The 22,345-nt window shown below is 47.1% G+C and carries 17 protein-coding genes; 9 read left to right on the plus strand and 8 right to left on the minus strand.

Annotation, left to right across the window (positions count from 1 at the left end):
* The first annotated feature begins 96 nt into the window (after nucleotides 1-96).
* Both dusB and fis read left to right on the plus strand, forming a co-directional pair.
* Entirely contained in the window at nucleotides 97-1,068 is a 972-nt protein-coding gene (dusB, locus tag VR7878_RS14615) for a tRNA dihydrouridine synthase DusB (protein ID WP_261855943.1), read from the plus strand.
* 25 nt (nucleotides 1,069-1,093) lie between these two features.
* The gene (gene fis, locus VR7878_RS14620) at nucleotides 1,094-1,390 is read left to right on the plus strand and encodes a DNA-binding transcriptional regulator Fis (RefSeq protein WP_021021668.1); all 297 of its coding nucleotides are present in this window, start codon (nucleotides 1,094-1,096) and stop codon (nucleotides 1,388-1,390) included.
* Between the two features lie 464 nt (nucleotides 1,391-1,854).
* Here fis and VR7878_RS14630 read toward each other — a convergent pair whose 3' ends face one another.
* The 4 genes from VR7878_RS14630 to VR7878_RS14645 form a co-directional block, all read right to left on the minus strand.
* Entirely contained in the window at nucleotides 1,855-2,271 is a 417-nt protein-coding gene (locus tag VR7878_RS14630) for a hypothetical protein (protein WP_077336807.1), read from the minus strand.
* A gap of 14 nt (nucleotides 2,272-2,285) precedes the next feature.
* Complete coding sequence (locus tag VR7878_RS14635; RefSeq protein WP_139344105.1) at nucleotides 2,286-3,839, minus strand: S-type pyocin domain-containing protein; 1,554 nt, start codon at nucleotides 3,837-3,839, stop codon at nucleotides 2,286-2,288.
* A gap of 241 nt (nucleotides 3,840-4,080) precedes the next feature.
* Nucleotides 4,081-5,499, minus strand: coding sequence for a DUF2971 domain-containing protein (locus VR7878_RS14640; RefSeq protein WP_077336809.1), 1,419 nt, complete (start codon nucleotides 5,497-5,499; stop codon nucleotides 4,081-4,083).
* A 564-nt stretch (nucleotides 5,500-6,063) separates the two neighbouring features.
* Nucleotides 6,064-6,816, minus strand: coding sequence for an SDR family oxidoreductase (locus VR7878_RS14645; RefSeq protein ID WP_077336810.1), 753 nt, complete (start codon nucleotides 6,814-6,816; stop codon nucleotides 6,064-6,066).
* 75 nt (nucleotides 6,817-6,891) lie between these two features.
* On the opposite strand from VR7878_RS14645, the gene VR7878_RS14650 reads away from it, so the two are divergent.
* Nucleotides 6,892-7,272, plus strand: coding sequence for a winged helix-turn-helix transcriptional regulator (locus tag VR7878_RS14650; RefSeq protein ID WP_077336811.1), 381 nt, complete (start codon nucleotides 6,892-6,894; stop codon nucleotides 7,270-7,272).
* Between the two features lie 85 nt (nucleotides 7,273-7,357).
* On the opposite strand, the gene VR7878_RS14655 is transcribed toward VR7878_RS14650, so the two are convergent.
* Genes VR7878_RS14655 through VR7878_RS14665 form a run of 3 tightly spaced genes read right to left on the minus strand, consistent with a single transcriptional unit; the run spans nucleotide 7,358 to nucleotide 12,245 of the window.
* The gene (locus tag VR7878_RS14655) at nucleotides 7,358-8,326 is read right to left on the minus strand and encodes an L-threonylcarbamoyladenylate synthase (RefSeq protein WP_077336812.1); all 969 of its coding nucleotides are present in this window, start codon (nucleotides 8,324-8,326) and stop codon (nucleotides 7,358-7,360) included.
* Nucleotides 8,323-10,767, minus strand: a complete 2,445-nt coding sequence (locus VR7878_RS14660; RefSeq protein WP_077336813.1) for a YbcC family protein — start codon at nucleotides 10,765-10,767, stop codon at nucleotides 8,323-8,325. The genes VR7878_RS14655 and VR7878_RS14660 overlap by 4 nt, the downstream gene beginning before the upstream one ends.
* Nucleotides 10,764-12,245: an NADH-quinone oxidoreductase subunit L gene (locus tag VR7878_RS14665; RefSeq protein ID WP_370737092.1), complete on the minus strand. Its 1,482-nt coding sequence runs from the start codon at nucleotides 12,243-12,245 to the stop codon at nucleotides 10,764-10,766. The genes VR7878_RS14660 and VR7878_RS14665 overlap by 4 nt, the downstream gene beginning before the upstream one ends.
* A 167-nt stretch (nucleotides 12,246-12,412) precedes the next feature.
* On the opposite strand from VR7878_RS14665, the gene VR7878_RS14670 reads away from it, so the two are divergent.
* The 5 genes from VR7878_RS14670 to purD all read left to right on the plus strand — a co-directional run bounded on the left by VR7878_RS14670 (nucleotide 12,413) and on the right by purD (nucleotide 19,717).
* On the plus strand, nucleotides 12,413-13,288 hold the full coding sequence (locus tag VR7878_RS14670; RefSeq protein WP_077336815.1) for a LysR family transcriptional regulator: 876 nt from the start codon (nucleotides 12,413-12,415) through the stop codon (nucleotides 13,286-13,288).
* A 171-nt stretch (nucleotides 13,289-13,459) separates the two neighbouring features.
* Entirely contained in the window at nucleotides 13,460-15,097 is a 1,638-nt protein-coding gene (locus tag VR7878_RS14675; protein ID WP_077336816.1) for a methyl-accepting chemotaxis protein, read from the plus strand.
* Nucleotides 15,098-15,314: 217 nt separating this feature from the next.
* Nucleotides 15,315-16,517 (plus strand): mannose-6-phosphate isomerase, class I, encoded by a 1,203-nt coding sequence (gene manA / locus VR7878_RS14680; RefSeq protein WP_077336817.1) that lies wholly within the window; start codon nucleotides 15,315-15,317, stop codon nucleotides 16,515-16,517.
* 211 nt (nucleotides 16,518-16,728) lie between these two features.
* The gene (purH, locus tag VR7878_RS14685; RefSeq protein WP_077336818.1) at nucleotides 16,729-18,321 is read left to right on the plus strand and encodes a bifunctional phosphoribosylaminoimidazolecarboxamide formyltransferase/IMP cyclohydrolase; all 1,593 of its coding nucleotides are present in this window, start codon (nucleotides 16,729-16,731) and stop codon (nucleotides 18,319-18,321) included.
* A 109-nt stretch (nucleotides 18,322-18,430) separates the two neighbouring features.
* A complete protein-coding gene (purD, locus tag VR7878_RS14690; RefSeq protein ID WP_077336819.1) occupies nucleotides 18,431-19,717 on the plus strand; it encodes a phosphoribosylamine--glycine ligase in 1,287 nt (428 codons plus the stop codon).
* Between the two features lie 173 nt (nucleotides 19,718-19,890).
* Here purD and VR7878_RS14695 read toward each other — a convergent pair whose 3' ends face one another.
* Entirely contained in the window at nucleotides 19,891-21,558 is a 1,668-nt protein-coding gene (locus VR7878_RS14695) for a methyl-accepting chemotaxis protein (RefSeq protein WP_077336820.1), read from the minus strand.
* 284 nt (nucleotides 21,559-21,842) lie between these two features.
* Between VR7878_RS14695 and greB the strand changes: the two genes are divergently transcribed.
* A complete protein-coding gene (greB, locus tag VR7878_RS14700; RefSeq protein ID WP_077336821.1) occupies nucleotides 21,843-22,322 on the plus strand; it encodes a transcription elongation factor GreB in 480 nt (159 codons plus the stop codon).
* Nucleotides 22,323-22,345 lie beyond the last annotated feature (23 nt).

Below are 22,345 nucleotides of genomic sequence, written 5' to 3' on the forward strand. Positions count from 1 at the left end.
TACAAAAACAAATTGTAAATGCTCAAATATTAGTCTTTTCACGCCGCAAAAAAATGCGTAAAATGCGCGCCCTTGCTGCCTTATAACTGTAATGACGTGTTAAAAATCGGAAACCACCAACTCAAGAACAGTCTGATCGTTGCTCCTATGGCTGGCGTCACCGACAGACCTTTTCGCGAGTTATGTCTTCGCTATGGTGCCGGCATGGCTGTCAGTGAAATGATGTCATCCAATCCGGCATTGTGGAAAACGTCAAAGTCGAAACAGCGCATGGTCCATGAGGGCGAATCCGGGATTCGTTCGGTTCAAATCGCAGGTTCCGACCCACAGTTAATGGCAGAAGCTGCGCAATTCAGCGTTGAGAACGGTGCGCAAATCATCGATATCAACATGGGTTGCCCGGCAAAGAAAGTGAATAAGAAGTTGGCAGGTTCCGCCCTGTTACGCTACCCAGATTTAATTGAGGATATCCTCACCACGGTAGTTCAGGCCGTTCGTGTGCCTGTGACGCTAAAAACACGAACCGGTTGGGATACAGCGCATAAGAACTGTGTTCACATCGCAAAGCTGGCCGAAGATTGCGGCATTCAGGCACTGGCGCTTCACGGCAGAACCAGAGCCTGCCTTTATCGCGGCATGGCAGAATATGACAGCATTAGAGCGGTAAAAAAGGCCATCTCGATTCCGGTGATCGCCAATGGTGACATCGACAGTCCGGAAAAGGCTAAATATGTACTGGAGTACACCGGTGCAGACGCATTAATGATTGGTCGCCCGGCACAAGGACGACCATGGATTTTTCAGGAAATCCAACATTTTTTGGAAACCGGCACCACAATGCCCGCGCTTCCGGTTAAGGAAGTCAAAAGCATTTTGCTTGGTCATGTACAAGCGCTCCATCAGTTTTACGGAGCGTATCTGGGGCCACGAATCGCACGGAAACATGTGGGGTGGTATCTCAAAGAGCATGAACAGGCAAGTGGGTTTCGACGGACCTTCAATGCCATAGAAGCAGCCCCGCTGCAGCTGGAAGCACTCGAAGGTTATTTTGATAACGTTGCATCATAAAATTAAGAGAAGAGCTAGACCGAATATGTTCGAACAAAATCTGACTTCAGAAGCTTTAACCGTTACTACCGTTACTTCACAAGACCAAATCACTCAGAAGCCTCTGCGTGACTCCGTTAAAGCATCTCTTAAAAACTATCTTTCCCAGTTAAATGGCCAAGAAGTAAGTGAATTATACGAATTAGTTCTAGCTGAAGTTGAGCAGCCGCTGCTCGATACAATCATGCAGTACACTCGCGGTAACCAAACCCGCGCAGCAACCATGATGGGTATCAACCGCGGAACACTTCGCAAGAAACTGAAAAAGTACGGCATGAACTAATCACTGTTCATTAACCATTTGAATTTAAAGCCCGAAGTAGAGAAATCCGCTTCGGGTTTTTGTTTGGGTAGAATACGGCTGATTACCAAGAATTAGGTTTGCGGAGGCGGTTACATCTACACACCGAATTTCTTAATCCGTGCAGCCAGAAACAGAAAAATAAAGCTTTAAAACCAAAGACAGTTCAACCACACCATCAGTCTGAACACCTTTGATTCAGTACTCACACGACCACATATAAATGGGTAGGTCATACAATACTTTGTGAACCGAGTACCGATATCAAACGAGGTCATACTATGGTATTGCTTCGCTTTGCCTGATGAGAACTGTTCACCGATGAACGGGATGTTTTTAATATTCCCAAGAGACACTTTCATCGATTGATACGTGCAAGGTATGCCCCAAAGAATAAAATAGCTGCCAAGTATCACGATAAGCCAGTCAAATACGCTATTCATAAATTAAAAATCTTCAATCTCTGCACTATCAATTTTTCCCTTTTTCAGTGCAGCAAGTGCGTTATCTGATACAACAAGTCGATAATCGTCAGCAATACCGAAATCATCCTTTCCAGCAATGCCGAGAACCTTCAACCAATAAAATTTTGGCAATTTTATCTGTGGATACAATGCCTCAAATTGCTCTGATGTAGATATGACCACCTCGTCGAGCACGTAACCATTTAGCTCTGATGATTCAATCACTTCAGCCAGAAATGATGTAACGATATAGCACGGAAAAGTTTCCAATAAATCATCACCTAACCAGCCATCAAATCGATAGTGTAATTTTGATACTTCTGGTGGGTGTACCGCTGTATCTACAGTAGATTGTTCTCCAAATCCACCACTAACTTCTGGTTCAATATAAAAGTACATGTTCTGCTCCTAAATCAATCTCTAACGGGTGGAACAAACTGAGTACCGAATTTATTATCGATCTCGGTTGCTTTATCAAGTAATTGTTGCTGAGTCGGGTTGGGATTCTGTCGATAAAATCGGTTCCACTCTTTTCTAATCTGGCTTAAGTGAACATCTGAATTGATCACTTTTGGAATACCTCGTAGATTTTCAAGAGAATGCATCTCTGAATCACTGACTAATCCCGGATAGCGCTTTTGTACTTGTTGTTCTACGGCATGATGGACAACAACATTTCCTTTAGTCTCTGGATAGGCATTAAAGAAAGTTCGTTTGTAGTCAGTTGACGTAGAACTGCCAAACCGTGCGGATAAGTTTTTGATTTTATTCTGATACACAACATACAACGGCTGGATACCACTTTCTACCGGAAAGGTCAGAATATAGTCCTTTGTATCCGCGTCATGAATTGGGGTGGTGTATGGTTCATTTGCCCTAGCTAATTCAGCCTCACCATGCTCTGGATGTATCCAGATATGATAACTGTCTAAGGCTGGGATTGGCGACGTGGTGAGATGACTGTCTTTGTCTTCTGGATACATTGGCACCCATTCAAGCGTGTGTCCGGTTTCCAACTCAACCACAAACTTATCACCAGCCTGATCGACATGGCGCACAGGGATGTCAGCCCCTTTTACATGATAGCCGTAAATCTGCCCAGACTCGTTGAAACCTAAACGGATATTAGTATTGACAACCGCCATATTACGCAAGTCTTCATCACTGTATAAAGTTCCGTCTGCCACTTTAGTCGGCATAAACAACGCAAGCACAGCCGTCGCTGGAGAGAGACCAACCTTGGTAACCTTCAGTGCCAAGTCACTCAAGGATTTTAATGCTGAGCCACCAACTTCGACAAATGTGGCCTCCCCAGCTATCGCAGTTGTGTTATTCATTGCAACGGAACTATAAGCGGTAATCTGACCAATGTTAGCAAGTGACTCTTTCTCCGTACCGATATCACAAGTACCGCAGGAGACAAGCGATGATTTGGCAAACACCTGTTTTGTTTTAGGCGCTGATTTGGCTGGCGTTTTTTTAAACGCATCTTGCCATGATGACGAAGGTAGTTGGATTTTTTCCAACGCTTGAAAACGCTCCTGACGCTGTTTTTCAAGCCGCTCTTTGAGCGAAAGTTTCACTATCTCACGTTCAACATAAGGCTTAAAAGAAACCGACGCATTCACACTCCCGGAATAGGATGAACCAATGCCATGATTCACCAGCTCAACTCTGGCTGTATAAGCTCTATTAGCCAACAAGTCGATATTAGATTCAATCGCAGGATTGACCCGCCAGTATTGATTGCCCCACTCATCCCGATCCCGGTTCAATAAGGGAATTAATGGAATATCAGTAAGCAATACCTGATGACCTGTGCGAAGCTGTTCGAGAAAGGCTGGAAATGATACCCCGGAAGGAATTACGGATTTCACATCGGATTCTCGCAGGGATGCAAAATCTCCTTCAACCTGAGCGAATTCATAAGCCATCAGGTTGTAGACTTGGATAGTTTTGTAACTCATTGACGTTGTTTGTTTTTGCTGAATTATTATTAAAATGAGCGCGTATTATACAGTGGCAACAAGTGAGATGAAGTTGTAGATATGAAACTAGGGGATTAATTTGATTTTGGTTCCATTATAGAATCATTATCCTGCCCATATAGTCAGTACGGCACGACTGACTCGTTTATGGACATTTCTGTGTTATAGGATCTCCTAAATTAGGAGGAAATGAATTAGCGTAGATATTGCTAACTTCAAATTAACTCAATGTCGGTGGTTTGAATCGAAGAGAAGACATTTCATAGTGTTTGATCTCTCCACTATTTCGACAATAATATGCCTGATAGAATTTAAAATCATAATGGTCATTATCTTTAACCTTACTCTCTATCACCTTTATTATTTGAATCTTATCTTTATCAGATGTATTGATTCCGAAAATAATTCCTTTCAAAGATTTAAAATCATATTGGAGAGTTGTATCTGATAATGAGTAACTTCCAAGCATATTACATATCAATAATCTATGTTCATTTTCATATTTCCAGTCATTGGTTTTTTTTGTAACTGATTTGTAGAAATTATTCCAATGCTGCTCTCTCCAATCATCGGTGTATTTCTGAGCTAAAGGACTAGCTACCCCATTCCACGAAAACCAGTTTTTGTAGACAGCTGGTTGTGGAAGCTGAGCAATAGAGTCAAAGAAGTTGATTGATTCATATTTATGCTCATATTCAATTGGGTAAAACTTGAACGGCGATTTGCCTTTAATAGCTCCCTCTCTCCCCCACCCATGAATCGCGCCATCGAGCAGGAGATTACTATTTCCATGGCTATCGACTTCAGCTGTGAAAACCATACAAACACCCGTATGGTTCTTTCCATAATTTCCCCACACAGATGAATTAGTACATTCGCTCATAAAGCATGCTGTAAACCAATCAGGGAACATCAACTGTTCTAGCTTTTGAATATATAAACTAGCAAATGCAGCAGTAAATAAACTCCTACGAAATTCAGACATACCACTCTGAAAAGCAAGTGCTACATTATCTTGCTCAAAAAAGAAAGTGTTTGAGTTTTGAAACGCATTCACTTTATCTTTTCCATGTTCACTTTCTAACTTTTTAAGGTCAGAAAAATACCCGTCACTGATTTTATTAAGGAATGAGAAGTCTATATTTTTAAATGGGTTATCGGTGACGGCAGATTTTTCTTCTAGTCTTTCATAGATGCAATTCAGTGCGAATGGATGAATTGCCCTTAAGTAACTTTTTAACTCATTTTCCCCAACTTTATCTCTGTGAGATGATATCCCTCTTATAAGGTTTCTCAGGCAATCATGCCCAATAAACTTCTCTGAAACTGCTGAAAACTCTTCTTGGAAATTCTCGTGCAGATCATCGACTGTCACACATGCATCAAAGTGTCTTTCCAAGCCAAAATCATCTCCAATTATATAAAATTCAATGCACAATTTCATCAGACACAGAAGGTAGTGGTTAAAGAGATTCGTCCATAGAATTTTATCACCTTGCCAGTAAATATCCTTGAACCCTTCAACTGGGTCATTCAACAACGCTGGAGGGGCAAAAAAGATAGATTGCTTTTCAAGCTCACGATGGTCTCCGAAAAGATTTTCAATAGCTCGAAAACGATAAAATGTCGCAGTTGGCATAAAGGATATATTCTCAGGTATGCAGATCAAAGAATTATAAAAATACCACTAGTTGCAGATGTGTGAAAGTGCATAATGGTTGTATATGCCCTGTTAAAAGAAGCATATTCATGATAGTTCAGCCATTAGCTTATGTATGGAAAATAATCTTCAGCAAAACCAGTTACTCAGCATGCGTAGCTTATAAAGGGGCAAAACCGTTTTACACACTCCGCTTTTCTCCCCCAAATACACTTATTCACAGAACTCCAAGTTAAAAGAATGTGCCAAGCTGGACTCGATCCGCCATGAAAAGACACGGGTGATCAATTCACGTCCGGCGGTTATAACGCCTTTCAAAGCCCTTATGAGTTCATTTTCACAGTATAGACTGTTTTTTACGGTTCCGATCTCTTGGTCAACAGGCGCGAGATAACGCGATACTCAGGGCTGATGCGGCAGAAGCAAAACTAAAACAACTACGAAATAATACTGACAAATAATTTAAACAATGGAATAGGCGGACATCGGGGGTCTCTACAGAACCAACCCGAAGCCGCCTTTCAGATTTATTGGTACCTCACCTCATAAATTCCCGACACCGCCGTCAACAAGCAGTTCAGACCCGAGCATATAAGAAGACTCATCAGAGGCGAGGAAAACTGCTGCTTTTGCCAGTTCAAGTGGTGTTCCTAAGCGCTTCAATGGCACCAACTCTTTAACTTGATCGATCAGAGCCGCCTGTTCATCTTCCGGTAAGCCAAATTTGTCAAACGCCTCTGTCAATGTGGGCCCCGGACTCAGTGTATTCACACGAATTCCCAGATGTTTCAGCTCTCCCGATAATGTCCGGGCAAGCGAGATAAGCCCGGCTTTACTGGCAGCATAAACGCTACTTTGCGGTAATCCGATTTGTGCTGAAACGCTTCCGCATAAAATGATCGAAGCTGAATCAGACAATAACGGCAATAATGCCCGGATGAGAAAGAAAGGCCCTTTTAAATTGGTGTTCATAACCCGATCAAAAACCGCTTCATCCCATTCATCGAATGGCTTGTGTGTCACATCTCCGGCATTGATATAAATCACATCGAGTCTCGGGAACTGTCGTTTGATTTCATCCGCTAAAGCTTGCTGCTGTTGTATATCGGCAGAATCACTTTGAAGCGTAATGGCACTGTCACCCAAATGGCTTTTTGCACTTTCCAAACTGGCTTCATTCCGCCCCGTGATGGCAACGCGAGCGCCTTCTAAACAGAACTGCTTTGCCGTTTCCAAACCAATCCCGGCAGAGCCTCCGGTGATCAACGCATATTTATTTTGGAGTCTTGGTGTCATGATGTCCTCGATTGTATTTACCTTCATTCAAGGGCATTATGACGACCATAGTTTCAATTAAATAGTAGGTACCAAATGGATACTAAGGAAAAAGATTTAAATAACGCTGCAAATCGCGAGTCATCCTGCCCTATGGTTGATTTTGTAAATATTGTTTCAGGGAAGTGGGCGATCCCAATTCTCTATCGGCTGATTGTGACGAACGATATCATACGGTTTGGGGCGTTACAGAGAGCAATCGGCCCAATCACCCAAAAGGAATTAACCAAGCAACTGAGGTCATTTGAAAATCTGGGGCTCGTGACGCGGACTGTCTATCCGGAAATGCCGCCCAGAGTCGAGTATTGTGTAACGGATTTGGGGAGAACCCTGAAGCCGACTTTAGATTCTTTAGCTCACTGGATGACAGAACACAGAGAACAGCTGTTTCAGACATCCAATCAAGAGCCACTCTGATGTTTAACCTGCATTCATCGCGTAGATACGGTCTGACCAATAGCAATAACCACGTATCGAACAGGTCGCTCACCTCTCCCCAACCTCAGCCAGCCGCGCGGCTTAATCGATCCCAGATATCGGCCCACTCAGGTAAACGAGGCGGCGCCTCGACTAGCAGTTGCTCGGCTCCCGTCTGATCTAAACGATGCAATGCGGCATAAAGCGCCTTGCGATAGTCATGGTGATTACCGGCAACGACGATGCGATGGGGGCAATCGAGCTGACGGAGTGGCGGTGAATAAACTAAAATACCGGTGGTCTGCGGTGCCGCTTGCAACAGGGTTGCCAGAGACTCGGTCGGGCAGATGATAACTTTGGCATTGGGTTGATAATGCACTTTCTGATTGCCCGACACGGATTCGGTGTGGCTGTGCGGCACACTGACCGGAAGCGGCAAATAAGGCTGGAGATCTGCGGCGGATAACGGCCCGCAACGTAAAATTTCAGCCTGATGCTCACCAACCCGCAAGATGGTCGATTCAGTCCCGATGTCGCAGTTTCCCCCATCAAGAACGGCTGCGATTTTGCCGTCCAAGCCGAGGATCACCTGTTCCGCACTGGTCGGGCTCAGCTTTTGATAAGGATTGGCCGACGGGGCTGCAACCGCCATATCGAACTGCTGTAACAACGACAGTAACACCGGGTGATTGGGCATTCTGACCCCAATGGTCGGCAGCCCGCCGGTGATCACATCGGAGACCGAAGGATGGCGTTCAAAAATCAGCGTCAGCGGGCCGGGCCAGAAAGCATCAGCCAACGGTGCCACCCAATCCGGCACATGTTTGACCCACCGTTCAAGTTGCTCCAAATGACCGATATGAGTAATCAGCGGATGATTTCTCGGCCGCTGTTTGGCGGTAAAAATCTGCACAACTGCCTCCGCGTTACTCGCATCAGCCGCCAGTCCGTAAACGGTTTCGGTCGGCACAGCGACCAGTTCACCGGCCTTTAAAAGTTCTCCGGCACGCTGTAGCGCTGCCGGAATTTGTGCGTTGAGGATCTCTGTTTTCATGTCCGGTCTCTCACAGTCCATACACCATTATCGAAGAAAGCGAGTTGGTGTTGGTCAAACCGGGCAAGATAAAGCCACTGGTTATCCACCAGTTGTTTGACCATCGGATGGCGGCTCATCACCGACTCAATCGCTGCTTCCGGCGCATCGATCACCACCGTTAAGCGCAACGGCTCATGTCGCCACTGTTGACCATCGTGCAGCGACTGACGAGACAGGCCGATGCGCAAATCTCCGCCGTTGCCCTCAAATACACCCAGTCTCCCTGCAACCACGTTATGTAAGGTTTTATTCCCGGAACCATAGCGGTGATGATCCACCGTTGAAGCGTAATACTGCATGTTAATCCAGTTGGTGACGATCATCGGTGCGGTCATAATCTGCGCCAGCCCGCTTGCATCCGGATCTTGCTCATAGTGGTATTCATGGAGAAAGGTTCGTCCGTCGAGTTTGATACCACGAGTCCTTTGTCTCGGAGCAACAATAAACGCCGCGTTATTGACCAGCCCCCATTCAGGCCGCGTCTGAGCCCAGTCATTAGCGCGTCGGTTGATCCGATTTTCAATCGAGTGCAACGATTGATGCGTTAATCCTAACTGCGGTGCCCGTTCCATCCGCGCTGCAAGGGAGGGTGCGTCCAGTTGGGTTTGTAATGTTGCCAGCGTGCGTTGTATCTGCTCGTCAAAAACATCGGTATCGTACAGCGACAGCGCTTCTGTGGTGGTGTTGTGTAATCCGGCCACAAAGCGGGTTGAACCAGGTATTTGAATACCACGTTGCGCTAAACCTTCACGCACGTTCGATAGGTTCAGCAATTGCGCTAAAGCCCGGACATTCACCTCCCCGGTTTGACCACAACACGCACCGCAGTCCAGACCGGCACGGTGTGGGTTATTGGCGCTTTCGCTGCCATGGCCGATCAACAGAACAATCGGTGCAAACTCAGTGGTCAGCCCCATCCCTTTCAATATGTTTTCCGCCAGCGTCACTTGCTGCTTTGGCGCTGCGAGCAATATCGGGCGCAGCTGCTTGGCATTAGCGGTCGACAGCCCCGGTGCTTTAGCCGAGTGCCCGTGAAGCGGCAGAGCCCGTTTAATCAGTTTACCGACATAACCTACCCCCAACGCCTCAACCAGTGTGAAGGTGGAGGCCGGCATGGTATTGAACCACGACCAACCCGATTCGCGCTGCAATGCCGCCTGTCTTTGCCCGGCCAGCTTCGCATCTTGTTCACCACAGCCGACACTCTCGCCTATGGTCAATGACGGAGCCAGCAATCCGGGCAGCTGCGGACGTTTTATCTCGGTGCCAAGCGGGGTAAAACTGACCGGCAAACCGAAAAATCCTGCAAATCCAAGGGTGTGAATATCCTCCCCTTGTGCTTCCAAATGACGCCGAATCACTTCGGAACGCACATCAATACAGAATGCCGCCTGAACTTTCGGGGCATGTGCGCGCATCAGGGTTGGCCGGGTGACGGCTTGGCTAAGCTGACGCTGATAGCTGATTTCATGCGCCCGTTGCCAAATCAGCCGTCGGTTGATGGCCTCTGGCTGATATTGCTGAAAATGCTGGTGCCAACGGTGCTGCCAACGCTGCCAGACTGAGCCGGAATGGCGTGCCTGATCATCCACCAGCCACTCCCAGCTTAAGCGAATTGCCAGTAAATCAATCAGCGTCTCGTCATTTTGTTGCGATAACTGCGCCTGCCACTTGAGATAAGCACACCATGCCGCCCAGCCACTGACCCGGTAAATCACCGCTTGCAAATAGTCTTGCCACTGTTCAGGGGCAATATCCAGCAGTGTTAACACCTGACGGATCTGCTCACGCGGGGTGGTCGCCATCTCTGTAGCCCGATGAGGAATATGAGCCGCTTTCATCAGTAACGCAACGCTGTGATCGTGACACAGGGTATCACGCCAGCTTTGATACAATCCCACCTCACTATGCGGGTGCCAGTCGGCCTGATCCTGATCGAAATAAGCGGCACAAAACTGAGCAATCTGATGGGTGATGGTATCGCACCACGCAGGCTCGTGGTTCAGGTGGCGCTGGCTGTCAAGCATATCGCACAGCAAAGGTGCCGGCGTCGGAGGAAGATCATCGCCTTGCAATGCAGCGGTTGCTGCTGCAACGTCCCAACCTTCGGCCAACTTGAATGATGCCAGCGCTTGCGTCAGATCCGCATGAGTAATGGTGCCGTTTTCCCAGCGCTCGCGGTAATAGTCCAACGGCATTGCCATCGGTGAGCCCGCAAACTGGGCAAGATGATGTGCCACCTCCGAGAAAGAACGGTCAATCCATGACCAATATGGGTTCACAGCAATCATCCGATCCAGCGGCCAGTTGGGCGCAATACTGTCGCACGCCGTCTCAATCGCTGCATTGAGCGTATCAGTTATCATAGGTTCGTGTTCATCACCAAGTAATGCTGTCATACGGGTTCTCCGACGATGGAATGCTTGCGGTTGACCTGCGTCTGAGCTTGTTCAAGCGTCAGTTTTACCGGCCAGACTTTGAAGGTGAAACGGGTAAACGTCTCATCGAGATAAAATCCGTTGTAGACCCAGGGATAAAGGCGTTTCACTATGCGGCTGTGCGGATAACAACGAATCCCGATCTGACCGAGGTATAATAAAGCGAAGACCACCACGACAAACCCGAGCAATCCAATTTGTTCGGGACCGGCCTGTGGCGCAACATGCGCAAATACGCTGTGCCATAACAGGTACAGATGTAAGACCAAGCTGCTGCGCAGCACACCGCTCACCATCCCCGCTCGTGCCGTATTGCCTGCACACCAAAACAGCGGTGCACAGCCCAAGATCAGAATCACGCTGGCAGAAAGCGGTAACGACAAACCCGGCAGCCACTGCTGCCATAACATCGGGATGCCGATAACCACCGCAGCCGAGAGTAATACCGACCCGAAAACACCGTGAATGCGGACCGCTTGCGGGAAGTAATCCCGGTACACCGTCTGGGCAACCACCTCTCCCGCACTGAGAAAGCTATATGCTTTGTAAACGGAGTGGGCAATCAGATGGAGCAGTGCCAGTTCGTACAGTCCAAGGCCGATTTCCATCAGCATGAATCCCATTTGCGCGCATGTTGACCATGCCAGACGCACCTTGATACTGATGCGTGTCATCATCACCCAGCCGGCCAGTAAAGCCGTGGTACTACCGACAATCACCAACATTGACTGTGCCAACGGGGCAAGATTCAGCAGCGCTGCCAGTGAAATCAGCACGAAGCCGCCCATGTTCACCACCCCGGCATGAAGTAAAGCTGACACTGGTGTCGGTGCCTCCATCACCTGAATTAACCAGCCATGCAAGGGTAATTGCGCGGTTTTGAGAATCGCAGCAACAGCAAATAAGCAAGCCGCAATATTTAATTCCGGCGGGAGTGTCGTCATCTGCCCAAGTTGTTGGTTGAGTATCGGCAGCGAGAAGCTCCCCAGCGTTTGATAAATCAAGACTAGTGCGGTGATTAAACAGACATCGGCCATACGGCTGACCAGAAACTTTTTATGTGCCACGATTTTTGCCGCTTTACGATCCCGGTAGTGTGTGAGCAAAAAATGCAGACTGAGACTACTTGCACTCCATGCCAGCATCATCAATAACAGATTGTCACTTTGCACCAGTAAGGCGACCGAGCCGAGTGTAAATAACATCGCCCGCACAAAGCGACGCTGGCCGGAGTCTCCTTCGAGGTAACGGGAGGCATAATCAATAATCACCCACCCGAGTAACGTAATCAGTAACTCCATCAGGGTCGATAAAGCCGGCGGTAACGTTTGAGTCAGCAACCCTGAGCCCAAAGTCACACCGATACTCGTGAGCAATGCAAGGCGTGACGTAATACGGGCAACCGCCCAATGATGCGTACGGGTAATAAAGCAGCCCAAGAAACCAAGTCCGTACAGGGCGGCAATGCAATAGCCGCCCAGTGTCGAATCTATCAAACCATCTCTCCTGAAAATATTCATCGAATGGCGCGTATTGTTGCAGCAAGCGAAATGAGATGTAAAATAGATAGATATTGATAAAACGTTCTTTTTAAGTGAACAATAGAATGAGAAACCTCAACTTTCATCACCTGCACTACTTCTGGACTGTCGCCAAAGAGGGACATCTGACCCGCGCTGCACAAAAACTCAACGTCTCTCAATCAGCCCTCTCCTCGCAGATCAAACAGCTCGAAGGACAACTCGGTCATCACTTATTTCATCGCCAAGGGCGCACACTATTACTGACTGATGTGGGACATCTGGTGCTGGAATATGCAGAAAGTATTTTTAATCTCGGCAGTGAGTTACTGTCGATGATGGAAAGTGGTGAACACCAACACGTTCAACAGCTCAGAATCGGTGCGGTAGCAACGCTTTCGCGGAATTTTCAGGAGAACTTTCTGCATCCGATACTGGGGCAGGACAACGTCAAACTGGCTCTGTGCTCTTCCAATTTTGATGATCTGCTTGAGCAGCTTCGCGTGCACAAGCTGGATTTAATTCTCTCCAACCGTCCTGTGGCGTCCGACTCGACGACACCGTGGCGCTGTAAGTTGATTGCCCAGCAAGGCGTCTGTCTGGTCGGGCCGAATATGCCTGAGTTCGAGGCATTACGCTTTCCACAAGATCTGATGCACACCAAATTACTGTTACCGGGGCCGGACAGTGAGATCCGAACTCAGTTTGATTTGTATTGCGAGCAACATGGGTTGTCAGTCACCCCTTATGCAGAAGTTGATGATATGGCGATGTTGCGACTGCTGACCCGGGATGCCGGAGCTGTCGCGGTGATTCCCGAAGTCGTGGTACAGGATGAAATTCAGGCCGGTACTCTGAAAAGCTATGCCACCTTAGATTCTGTCATCGAAAGCTTTTATGCCATTACGGCCAAACGCCATGTGGAACTGCCGATCCTGAAAAAGTTATTTAAAATTCTTTAACACACAACCAGTGATATCGCGATGAGATGAAGAGGTTGAATCAACTTAAATGTATCAAAGTGAATCAGTTCGCTACCCGCTTAACAAAAAAGTAATTTATTTACATTTACATAACAATTTTCTGATATACCTAAATTGGAACACTATTTCTATCCAAGAGGAATTGTTGTTATGTTTTTCAGCCTACGCCAAACCAAAATAAGAACACGCCTGTATCTGCTACTCTTCGCAAATATTTTATTAATCATAATGTTATTTACCAAAATCTTAATAGAATATAAGCATGATCTCATGGAAGATAAGCAAATTAAGACACAACATTTAATTGAAAGCACCTATAGCCTGCTCTCTTACTATCACCAATTAGAAACTGAGGGAACGCTGACCCGTCAAGTTGCACAACAACAAGCACAGCAAGCCATCAAACATCTTCGCTATGGCAAAAATGATTACTTCTGGATCAACGACCTCACTCCCACAATGATCATGCATCCCTTTAAGCCGCAGCTGGATGGCAAAAACCTTTCTCAAGTCAAAGATCCGACCGGAAAAGCGCTCTTTTTAGAGATGGTGCAAGTTGCCAAGAATCAAGGCGGTGGCGTAGTTCATTATATGTGGCCCAAACCCGGTTCAGAGACCGATGTAGCAAAGGTATCTTACATAAAACTATTCAAACCTTGGGGATGGATCATCGGTTCAGGGATTTATGTGGATGATGTCGAACAACTGGTTGCAGAGAGAACAACAATGGCCTTGTGGTCTGGATTGTTAATTGTGTTGATCCTGAGCGTATTATCAGCATTGATCATCCGCAGTATCACGCGCCCCTGCGATACAACCCGTCAAGCCCTGGATGATATTTCCCAGGGAGAAGGTGATTTAACCCGCCAGCTCCCCGTCAATGGTAAAGACGAATTCTCTCAGATTGCCGCAGCATTCAACCGGTTTACGATTAAAATTCGTGACGCGATCCAAAACATCACTCCGATTTCGAGTCACCTCACCCATTCCGCAACCGAACTCAACACCGTTGCCGAACAGTCGATCGAGAAGTCAGAACAGCAGTTACAAGCCGCAAATTCAGTGGCCTCGGCGATGAATCAGTTACAATCCAGCACACAAGATATGGCAACCGCTGCCGATGAAGCCGCTCGCGCAGCACAAATTGCCAGTCAAAAGAGCCAAGACAGCCGTCAGGTACTAATCAGTGCTACCCAATATATGACCTCGCTGTCTGAGATCCTGACTGAAACCGAGCACAATACCCAACATTTGACGAAAGATGCAGATAACGTCGGTGAAGTATTGAACGTCATTCGGGGGGTCGCAGAACAGACCAATCTGCTGGCACTCAATGCCGCGATTGAAGCCGCTCGCGCAGGTGAACAAGGGCGAGGATTTGCCGTTGTCGCTGACGAAGTGCGAACCCTTGCAACCCGAACGCAAAAAAGTACCGATGAAATTGAAACGATCATTACCGCCTTGCAACAACGTGCGAGTCAATTAAGTGCCTCCATGGAGCAGACCAAACAGCAGTCACTCGAAACACAACAAGAAACGCGTAAGGCACAAGAGATGCTCAATGACATCAATGAGCAAATCCATACCATTCAGGCACTCAACGAAAATATTGCAGCAGCCTGTCAGCAGCAATCTTCGGCAAGTCAGGATATCAGTCATAACATAACCGATTTAGCCGAGCACAGCCGACAAATCACCGAAAGTGCACAGGATATTGGCAACACCAGTCAGAGACTGCTGCAAGACAGCCAATCCTTAAGTCAGAGTTTTAGTGTTTTCAGAACCTGAGCCATTCGCGGCGGTCAAGGGGCAAAACATTCGGTATTGAATCGGCCAATCATCACTGAAACCGAGTACAATTGATACGCTGATGGTCTGTTCCGATATCTCGCACCAAAAATGTCTCTGCAACTGATTAGCATACATTTGATACAAGTACAAAACCGGATAACATAAATATGATTCAATACTTGGGGTCTAAACCAGTCACTTATTCAGGATGACCATGAACGATAAAACTCTGCTCCCCTTCTATTTAATGCAGAATGTGATTCAACATTATGCTTGGGGCAGTACACAATCCATCCACAAACTATTTAATATCCCAAATCCGGAAAATTGCCCTCAGGCTGAAATCTGGATGGGGGCTCATCCGGGTGGGTGCTCTCAGCTTATCGACGGTAATCAACAGGACTCGCTTGCTGAGTTCATTCTGCGTCATCCAGATGCATGTTTATCCGCCCAAATTCATCAGACTTATGGGGAGCTGCCGTTTTTATTTAAAGTGCTCGCGGCAGACAAAGCGCTTTCAATTCAGGTGCATCCATGTAAAGCCGATGCGGAGATAGGATATGCCCGCGAAAATCAGCAGCACATCCCACTCAATGCGCCCGAACGCAACTATAAAGATCCGAACCACAAACCAGAGCTGGTGTATGCTTTAACCCCTTATCATGCGCTCAATGGGTTCCGTCCGTTAGATGACATTATTCAGACGCTGACCAAAATGAATCTGCAGCCGATTGAACCGTTGGTCAAGCAACTGCAAGCGGACACAAGCACAACCGGATTTCAGTCATTCTTTATTCGTTTACTGTCATTGTCCGGGGAACAGAAAACACAGGCAATTGCGGCATTACTGGATTACGCAGCACAACATCAACAAGATGATCCGCTCGCTCAGTTGGTTCTCGATTTGGCACAAGATTATCCCGAAGACATTGGGTTGTTCTCTGCACTTTTGCTCCATTATGTGATTTTACAACCGGGCGAAGCGATGTATCTGGATGCCAAAACCCCTCACGCCTATCTAAAAGGCACAGGTTTAGAAGTGATGGCCAGTTCAGATAATGTACTCCGCGCAGGGCTGACCCCCAAACACATTGATGTTGAAGAACTGGCGAAATGCACGTCCTTCGCTCCCAAACCGCAAGAAACACTGCTGATTGCACCGGAAAAATCTGCGGATGTCTGTCATTATCCGGTTCCGGTCAATGACTTTAAATTCTCAATTTATCCGGCGCCGAGTGATATCACCCTCACTACCACCAGCGCAGAAATCGTTTTTGCAATCGATACAGATGTTCACTTACAGCATGAAAGTGGTCTGACGCTGACGCTGCACAAAGGTCAGTCGGCGTTTATTCCGGCCGCTGCCCGCAGCTATCGGATCAACGCATCCGGTCGGGTTGCAAGAGTGTATAACTAGCCCCAAACATGTCTTAATCGCATCATCTCTGGCATCAGTCTGATGCCAGATCCCCCAGAGCCATCAGTAAAAAATCAACGAATTGAGAATTATTTTGCTCATGCCAAACGATTGCGCGAGCTTTTTAGTGATTAATTCGCTAGAATGTGCGCCACAAAATTTGACATCTATTTCGTTCAATCAACTCTGTGAATTTGAGGAAGAAGGAAGCATGAATAACGCTCGACCTATTCGCCGTGCGCTTATCAGCGTATCAGACAAAACTGGTATTGTAGAGTTTGCCAAAGCACTGGCTGACCGTGGCGTTGACATTCTGTCAACCGGTGGCACCGCCCGCCTTTTAGCTGAACAAGGAATTTCTGTGACTGAAGTTTCCGACTACACCGGATTTCCTGAAATGATGGATGGTCGTGTCAAAACCCTTCATCCCAAAGTTCATGGCGGTGTATTAGGCCGTCGGGGACAAGATGACGATGTCATGGCTCAGCACGGTATTCAGCCCATCGATATGGTGGTTGTTAACTTGTATCCATTTGCCGCCACTGTAGCTAAAGCAGACTGTTCGCTGGCTGACGCAGTTGAAAACATTGACATCGGCGGCCCGACAATGGTGCGTTCGGCAGCGAAAAACCATAAAGATGTCACCATTATCGTCAATGCCGCTGATTATCAGCGCGTGATCACTGAGATGGATACAAACAGCAATTCACTCACGCTGGAAACACGCTTTGATCTTGCGATTGCAGCTTTCGAGCATACCGCTGCTTACGACGGTATGATCGCCAACTACTTCGGTAAAATGGTTCCTTCTTATGGTGAAAACAAAGAAGGTGACGCCGATTCGAAATTCCCTCGGACATTCAACATGCAGTTCGAGAAAAAGCAAGACATGCGTTACGGTGAGAACAGTCACCAATCTGCGGCTTTTTATGTTGAAAGTCATCCTGAAGAAGCGTCTGTTGCGACGGCTCGCCAGATTCAGGGCAAAGCGCTCTCCTACAACAATATTGCCGATACGGATGCAGCATTGGAATGTGTCAAAGAGTTCTCCGAACCGGCTTGTGTGATCGTCAAACACGCCAACCCTTGTGGTGTTGCTTTAGGAGATTCAATTCTCGAAGCCTACAATCGAGCGTATCAGACCGACCCGACCTCTGCTTTTGGCGGTATTATCGCATTCAACCGTGAACTGGATGCAGCCACGGCTCAAGCGATTGTCGAGCGTCAGTTTGTTGAGGTGATTATTGCCCCGACCGTGGCTGATGATGCCATCGAAGTTGTAGCAGCGAAGAAAAATGTCCGCTTGCTGGTCTGTGGACAATGGCAGGATAAAACCACCGGTTATGATTTCAAACGCGTCAATGGCGGTTTACTGGTTCAGGATCGCGATCAGGGTATGGTCAACATTGATGATTTGAAAATCGTCTCAAAACGTCAGCCTTCCGCAGCAGAGCTAAAAGATGCGCTGTTCTGCTGGAAAGTTGCTAAGTATGTCAAATCGAATGCGATTGTTTACGCAAAAGGTGACATGACGATCGGTGTTGGTGCCGGACAAATGAGTCGCGTTTACTCAGCGAAAATTGCCGGTATTAAAGCCGCGGATGAGAATCTGAAAGTCGAAGGTACAGTGATGGCTTCCGATGCATTTTTCCCGTTCCGTGACGGTATCGATGCCGCTGCTGAAGCGGGTGTTACTTGTGTAATTCAGCCGGGTGGCTCGATGCGCGATGATGAAGTCATTGCTGCTGCCGATGAACACGGTATGGCGATGATCTTCACGGGTATGCGTCATTTCAGACACTAAATCAGACAGTCAATCCGATTCAGTGCCCGCGCTCAGGGTACTGAATCACATATTCTAAACGTGCTGCCTTTAATTGAGGCAAACAACTTGAACACAGGAATTCATCGTTATGAACGTACTTGTTATCGGTTCTGGTGGACGTGAACATGCACTCTCCTGGAAAGTCGCGCAAAATCCACAGGTCGAAACGGTCTTTGTCGCTCCCGGTAATGCCGGAACGGCACTGGAAACAAAAGTAAAAAATGTCAGTATCGATGTCGAAGATATTGATGGCTTGGTTGCTTTCGCGCAACAAAATGCGATCGACTTAACCATTGTTGGTCCTGAAGCTCCGTTAGTCATTGGTGTTGTTGATGCCTTCCGTGCTGCCGACCTGCCGATTTTCGGTCCGACGAAAGGCGCGGCACAGCTTGAAGGCTCAAAAGCCTTCACCAAAGATTTTCTGGCACGCCATCAGATTCCGACCGCAGATTATGCTAACTTCACCGAAATCGAGCCAGCACTAGACTATGTCCGGGAAAAAGGTGCGCCAATTGTCGTCAAAGCAGATGGTCTTGCCGCAGGAAAAGGCGTGATCGTTGCCATGACGCTGCAAGAAGCTGAAGATGCGATCAAAGATATGCTGGCCGGTAATGCATTCGGTAATGCAGGCAGCCGGGTGGTGATCGAAGAATTCCTCGAAGGTGAAGAAGCCAGTTTCATTGTCATGGTTGACGGTAAGAATGTCTTGCCGATGGCGACCAGTCAGGATCATAAACGGGTGGGCGATCAAGATACCGGGCCAAACACCGGTGGTATGGGGGCGTACTCTCCGGCTCCGGTCGTCACTCAAGAGATTCATAACCGCATCATGGAACAGGTTATCTATCCCACAGTAGAAGGCATGGCAGCAGAAGGCTATCCGTACACCGGATTTTTGTACGCCGGGCTGATGATCGACGGCCAAGGAAACCCTAAAGTGATTGAGTACAACTGCCGCTTTGGAGATCCGGAAACCCAGCCGATCATGATGCGTCTTCAGTCAGATTTAGTTGAACTCTGCCAGAGTGCAATTGCCGGTAAACTTGATCAGGCCGAATCCAAATGGGATTCTCGCGCATCAATTGGCATTGTTTTAGCTGCGGGTGGCTATCCCGGAGATTACAACAAAGGTGATATCATTTCAGGCTTGCCGCAAACCGACACAGAAGGTGAAAAAGTCTTCCATGCCGGCACAAGCGAAAAAGATGGTCAGGTAGTCACCAATGGCGGACGCGTCCTGTGTGCAACCGCACTAGGGAATACAGTCTCTGAGGCGCAGCAACGCGCTTATGCATTAGCCAAGCAAATCCAATGGGATGGTGTTTTCTACCGCAGTGACATCGGCTACCGGGCCATTGCCCGAGAGCAGCAGTAATTGCATCCATATCAAGAGAATCATTCAGCCGCTGTCAATATCAGATAGTGCTGACATTCGTTGATTCATCTTGCAATGATAACCACCGCCCCAAAGCGGTGGTTTTTTATGTCTGAATAAAAAAATCGGCCTGTCAAACAGGCCGGTTGGCAATGTCAATCATCTAGCGGTGACTAAACAGTAAAGCGGTCTACCAGCGATTTCAGCTCTTGCGTCTGGTCGCGCAAATCACGACTTCCTTTACGGTTTTCATCGGTCACGCCAGCCACTTGTAAGCTTTGCTCGGAGATAATCACAACGCGTTCAGAAATATTCTGACCCACCTGACTCTGCTCTTCAGTTGCCGTCGCAATCAATGTATTCATATCCATGATCATACTGACAGAATCGAGGATCTCTGCCAGTGCATCGCTTGCCTGGTGTGCTTTTGCCACAGTATCTTCGCTTTGAGAACGGCTATCTAACATCGACTGAACTGCTTCTTGAGTCGCCTTTTTCAACTGTTCAATGATGTGATGAATATCGCCGGTACTCTGTTGTGTCCGGCTGGCAAGTTTTCTCACTTCATCGGCTACCACCGCAAATCCACGCCCTTGTTCTCCTGCCCGGGCCGCTTCAATTGCGGCATTGAGTGCCAGTAAGTTGGTCTGCTCAGCAATATCCTGAATCACATCCAATGATGATGAGATATTGCTGACGTTACTTTCGAGCTTATCCATCACCATATTGGCTGATTCTAGTTTTCCGGCTAATACGGCGACAGAATCAACCGCCGAACCGACCGTTGCCATTGCTTCTTTTGCTTTACCATCAGCAGACTGTGCAGCCGCCGCAGCGCTCGAGGCATTCTGAGAAATATCATGAGCCGTCGCAGTCATTTCTGTCACGGCTGTCGCGACCTGTTCCGTTTCTTCCCGTTGCGTGTTCGATAACCGATCGACTTGATTAGAACGCTCAAGCATTCGTCCGGTTTCATGACTAATCTCATCACTGTTGGCTCGCAACTGGCGGATGATATTTTGGAGATTTTCGACGAAGCGGTTAAAGTTCTGACTCAACGAAGCATATTCAGGAATATGATAAGCTTCCATACGAGCCGTCAAATCGGCATCACCATTGGCAAAACGGGCAATCGACTGATCAAATCTTTGTAATGGCCCCAAAATGCCGCGACTAAACAAGATCGTGAACACAGACACAAGACATAACATACCGATCCCGACAGACGCCATCCACATAAAACTCCGCTTCATTTCACGCTCAGACTTTGCCGCCATCTGCGCGGTGATTGCTTCAACGTCGTCAATATAAAAACCAATCCCGATGATCATGTCCCACTGAGGCTCATAGAGAGAATAACTCAGCTTTTCAGAGGCGACTTTTTCTCCGGGTTTCGGGAAAAAATAGCTCGAAAATCCACCACCGTTTTTGCCCTGTTCAATCAAATTCTGAATCAGAAAGTTACCTTTACTATCTTGCATATCCCAGAAATTTTTACCAATCCCCTTCCCGGTGTCTCCCAGGAAAAAGCGGTTACCTTTGCTGTCGTATCCAAACACATAACCACTGTCACCAAAACGAATCTGGGAAAGTTTCTTAACGACATCTTGTCGGTCAGCATTGCTTTCTTTCAATGACGTCAAAGAAGAATCAATAATATCAATGTACGCTTTCAGTTCAGCACGTTTCTGCTCGGAAAGGCGTTTATGAATTAACTGCTGCTGGGTGTGATTCAGGTTAGAAATTTGTTGATAGGAGATAAAAATCATCCCAAAACTAATTAATAACAAAGGGAGTAGAGATAGTGCATAAACGCGCGATTTAATAGTCAATTTTGACATAATGCTTTCCTCAGTATTCTCGCTGACAAAAGCCGACGACGTTGGATGTTATTTTTTATATGGATGATACTACACCACATGAATAGAGCATATGAATATTTATTAACCGCTTCCTCCCTTCTTTTATATAAAAAATGTGTAACAAAAACGCCGGACAATCTGCACATTTAAGACGGAGCACGTCAAGCTTTCGTCATCTCAAACAAACAACCATTAACCTTTCTGCTATTTTTCGCTAAGGTATAGCCCCATAAACGAATACTATCTGCGATGAATCACCACTGATGAAAACCAACTTGATTACCCGTGAAGGCTATAATCGCCTGAAACAAGAACTCGATTTTCTCTGGCAACAGGAGCGCCCTGAGGTCACCAAGAAAGTGACTTGGGCAGCGAGTCTGGGTGATCGAAGTGAAAATGCGGATTATCAATATAATAAAAAGCGCCTGCGGGAGATTGACCGGCGTGTCCGTTACCTGCGTAAACGGCTGGAACAAGTCAAGATCATTGATTACTCACCACAGCAAGACGGCAAGGTCTTCTTCGGTGCGTGGGTCGAAATTGAAAATGATGAAGGTGAGATTAGATGTTTTCGCATTGTCGGCCCGGATGAGATTTACGGAGATGCTAAAAACTACATTTCTATCGATTCACCGATGGCCCGTGCGCTGCTCAAGAAAGAACCCGATGATGAATTCACCGTTGAAACGCCTCAGGGGCAAAAAGCGTGGTTCATCAACCGAATCGAATATAGACAAGATTAACGACATCGAGAGAGAAAATTACG

The organism is Vibrio ruber DSM 16370, assembly GCF_900163965.1.
Classification (GTDB): Bacteria; Pseudomonadota; Gammaproteobacteria; order Enterobacterales; family Vibrionaceae; genus Vibrio; species Vibrio ruber.

What these genes read in the sequence shown, in the direction of transcription:
- fis (WP_021021668.1), top strand. Translation starts at nt 1,094, where the DNA reads ATGTTCGAACAAAATCTGACTTCAGAAGCTTTAACCGTTACTACCGTT.
- VR7878_RS14630 (WP_077336807.1), bottom strand. Translation starts at nt 2,271, where the DNA reads ATGTACTTTTATATTGAACCAGAAGTTAGTGGTGGATTTGGAGAACAA.
- VR7878_RS14635 (WP_139344105.1), bottom strand. Translation starts at nt 3,839, where the DNA reads ATGAGTTACAAAACTATCCAAGTCTACAACCTGATGGCTTATGAATTC.
- VR7878_RS14640 (WP_077336809.1), bottom strand. Translation starts at nt 5,499, where the DNA reads ATGCCAACTGCGACATTTTATCGTTTTCGAGCTATTGAAAATCTTTTC.
- VR7878_RS14645 (WP_077336810.1), bottom strand. Translation starts at nt 6,816, where the DNA reads ATGACACCAAGACTCCAAAATAAATATGCGTTGATCACCGGAGGCTCT.
- VR7878_RS14650 (WP_077336811.1), top strand. Translation starts at nt 6,892, where the DNA reads ATGGATACTAAGGAAAAAGATTTAAATAACGCTGCAAATCGCGAGTCA.
- VR7878_RS14655 (WP_077336812.1), bottom strand. Translation starts at nt 8,326, where the DNA reads ATGAAAACAGAGATCCTCAACGCACAAATTCCGGCAGCGCTACAGCGT.
- VR7878_RS14660 (WP_077336813.1), bottom strand. Translation starts at nt 10,767, where the DNA reads ATGACAGCATTACTTGGTGATGAACACGAACCTATGATAACTGATACG.
- VR7878_RS14670 (WP_077336815.1), top strand. Translation starts at nt 12,413, where the DNA reads ATGAGAAACCTCAACTTTCATCACCTGCACTACTTCTGGACTGTCGCC.
- VR7878_RS14675 (WP_077336816.1), top strand. Translation starts at nt 13,460, where the DNA reads ATGTTTTTCAGCCTACGCCAAACCAAAATAAGAACACGCCTGTATCTG.
- manA (WP_077336817.1), top strand. Translation starts at nt 15,315, where the DNA reads ATGAACGATAAAACTCTGCTCCCCTTCTATTTAATGCAGAATGTGATT.
- purH (WP_077336818.1), top strand. Translation starts at nt 16,729, where the DNA reads ATGAATAACGCTCGACCTATTCGCCGTGCGCTTATCAGCGTATCAGAC.
- purD (WP_077336819.1), top strand. Translation starts at nt 18,431, where the DNA reads ATGAACGTACTTGTTATCGGTTCTGGTGGACGTGAACATGCACTCTCC.
- VR7878_RS14695 (WP_077336820.1), bottom strand. Translation starts at nt 21,558, where the DNA reads ATGTCAAAATTGACTATTAAATCGCGCGTTTATGCACTATCTCTACTC.
- greB (WP_077336821.1), top strand. Translation starts at nt 21,843, where the DNA reads ATGAAAACCAACTTGATTACCCGTGAAGGCTATAATCGCCTGAAACAA.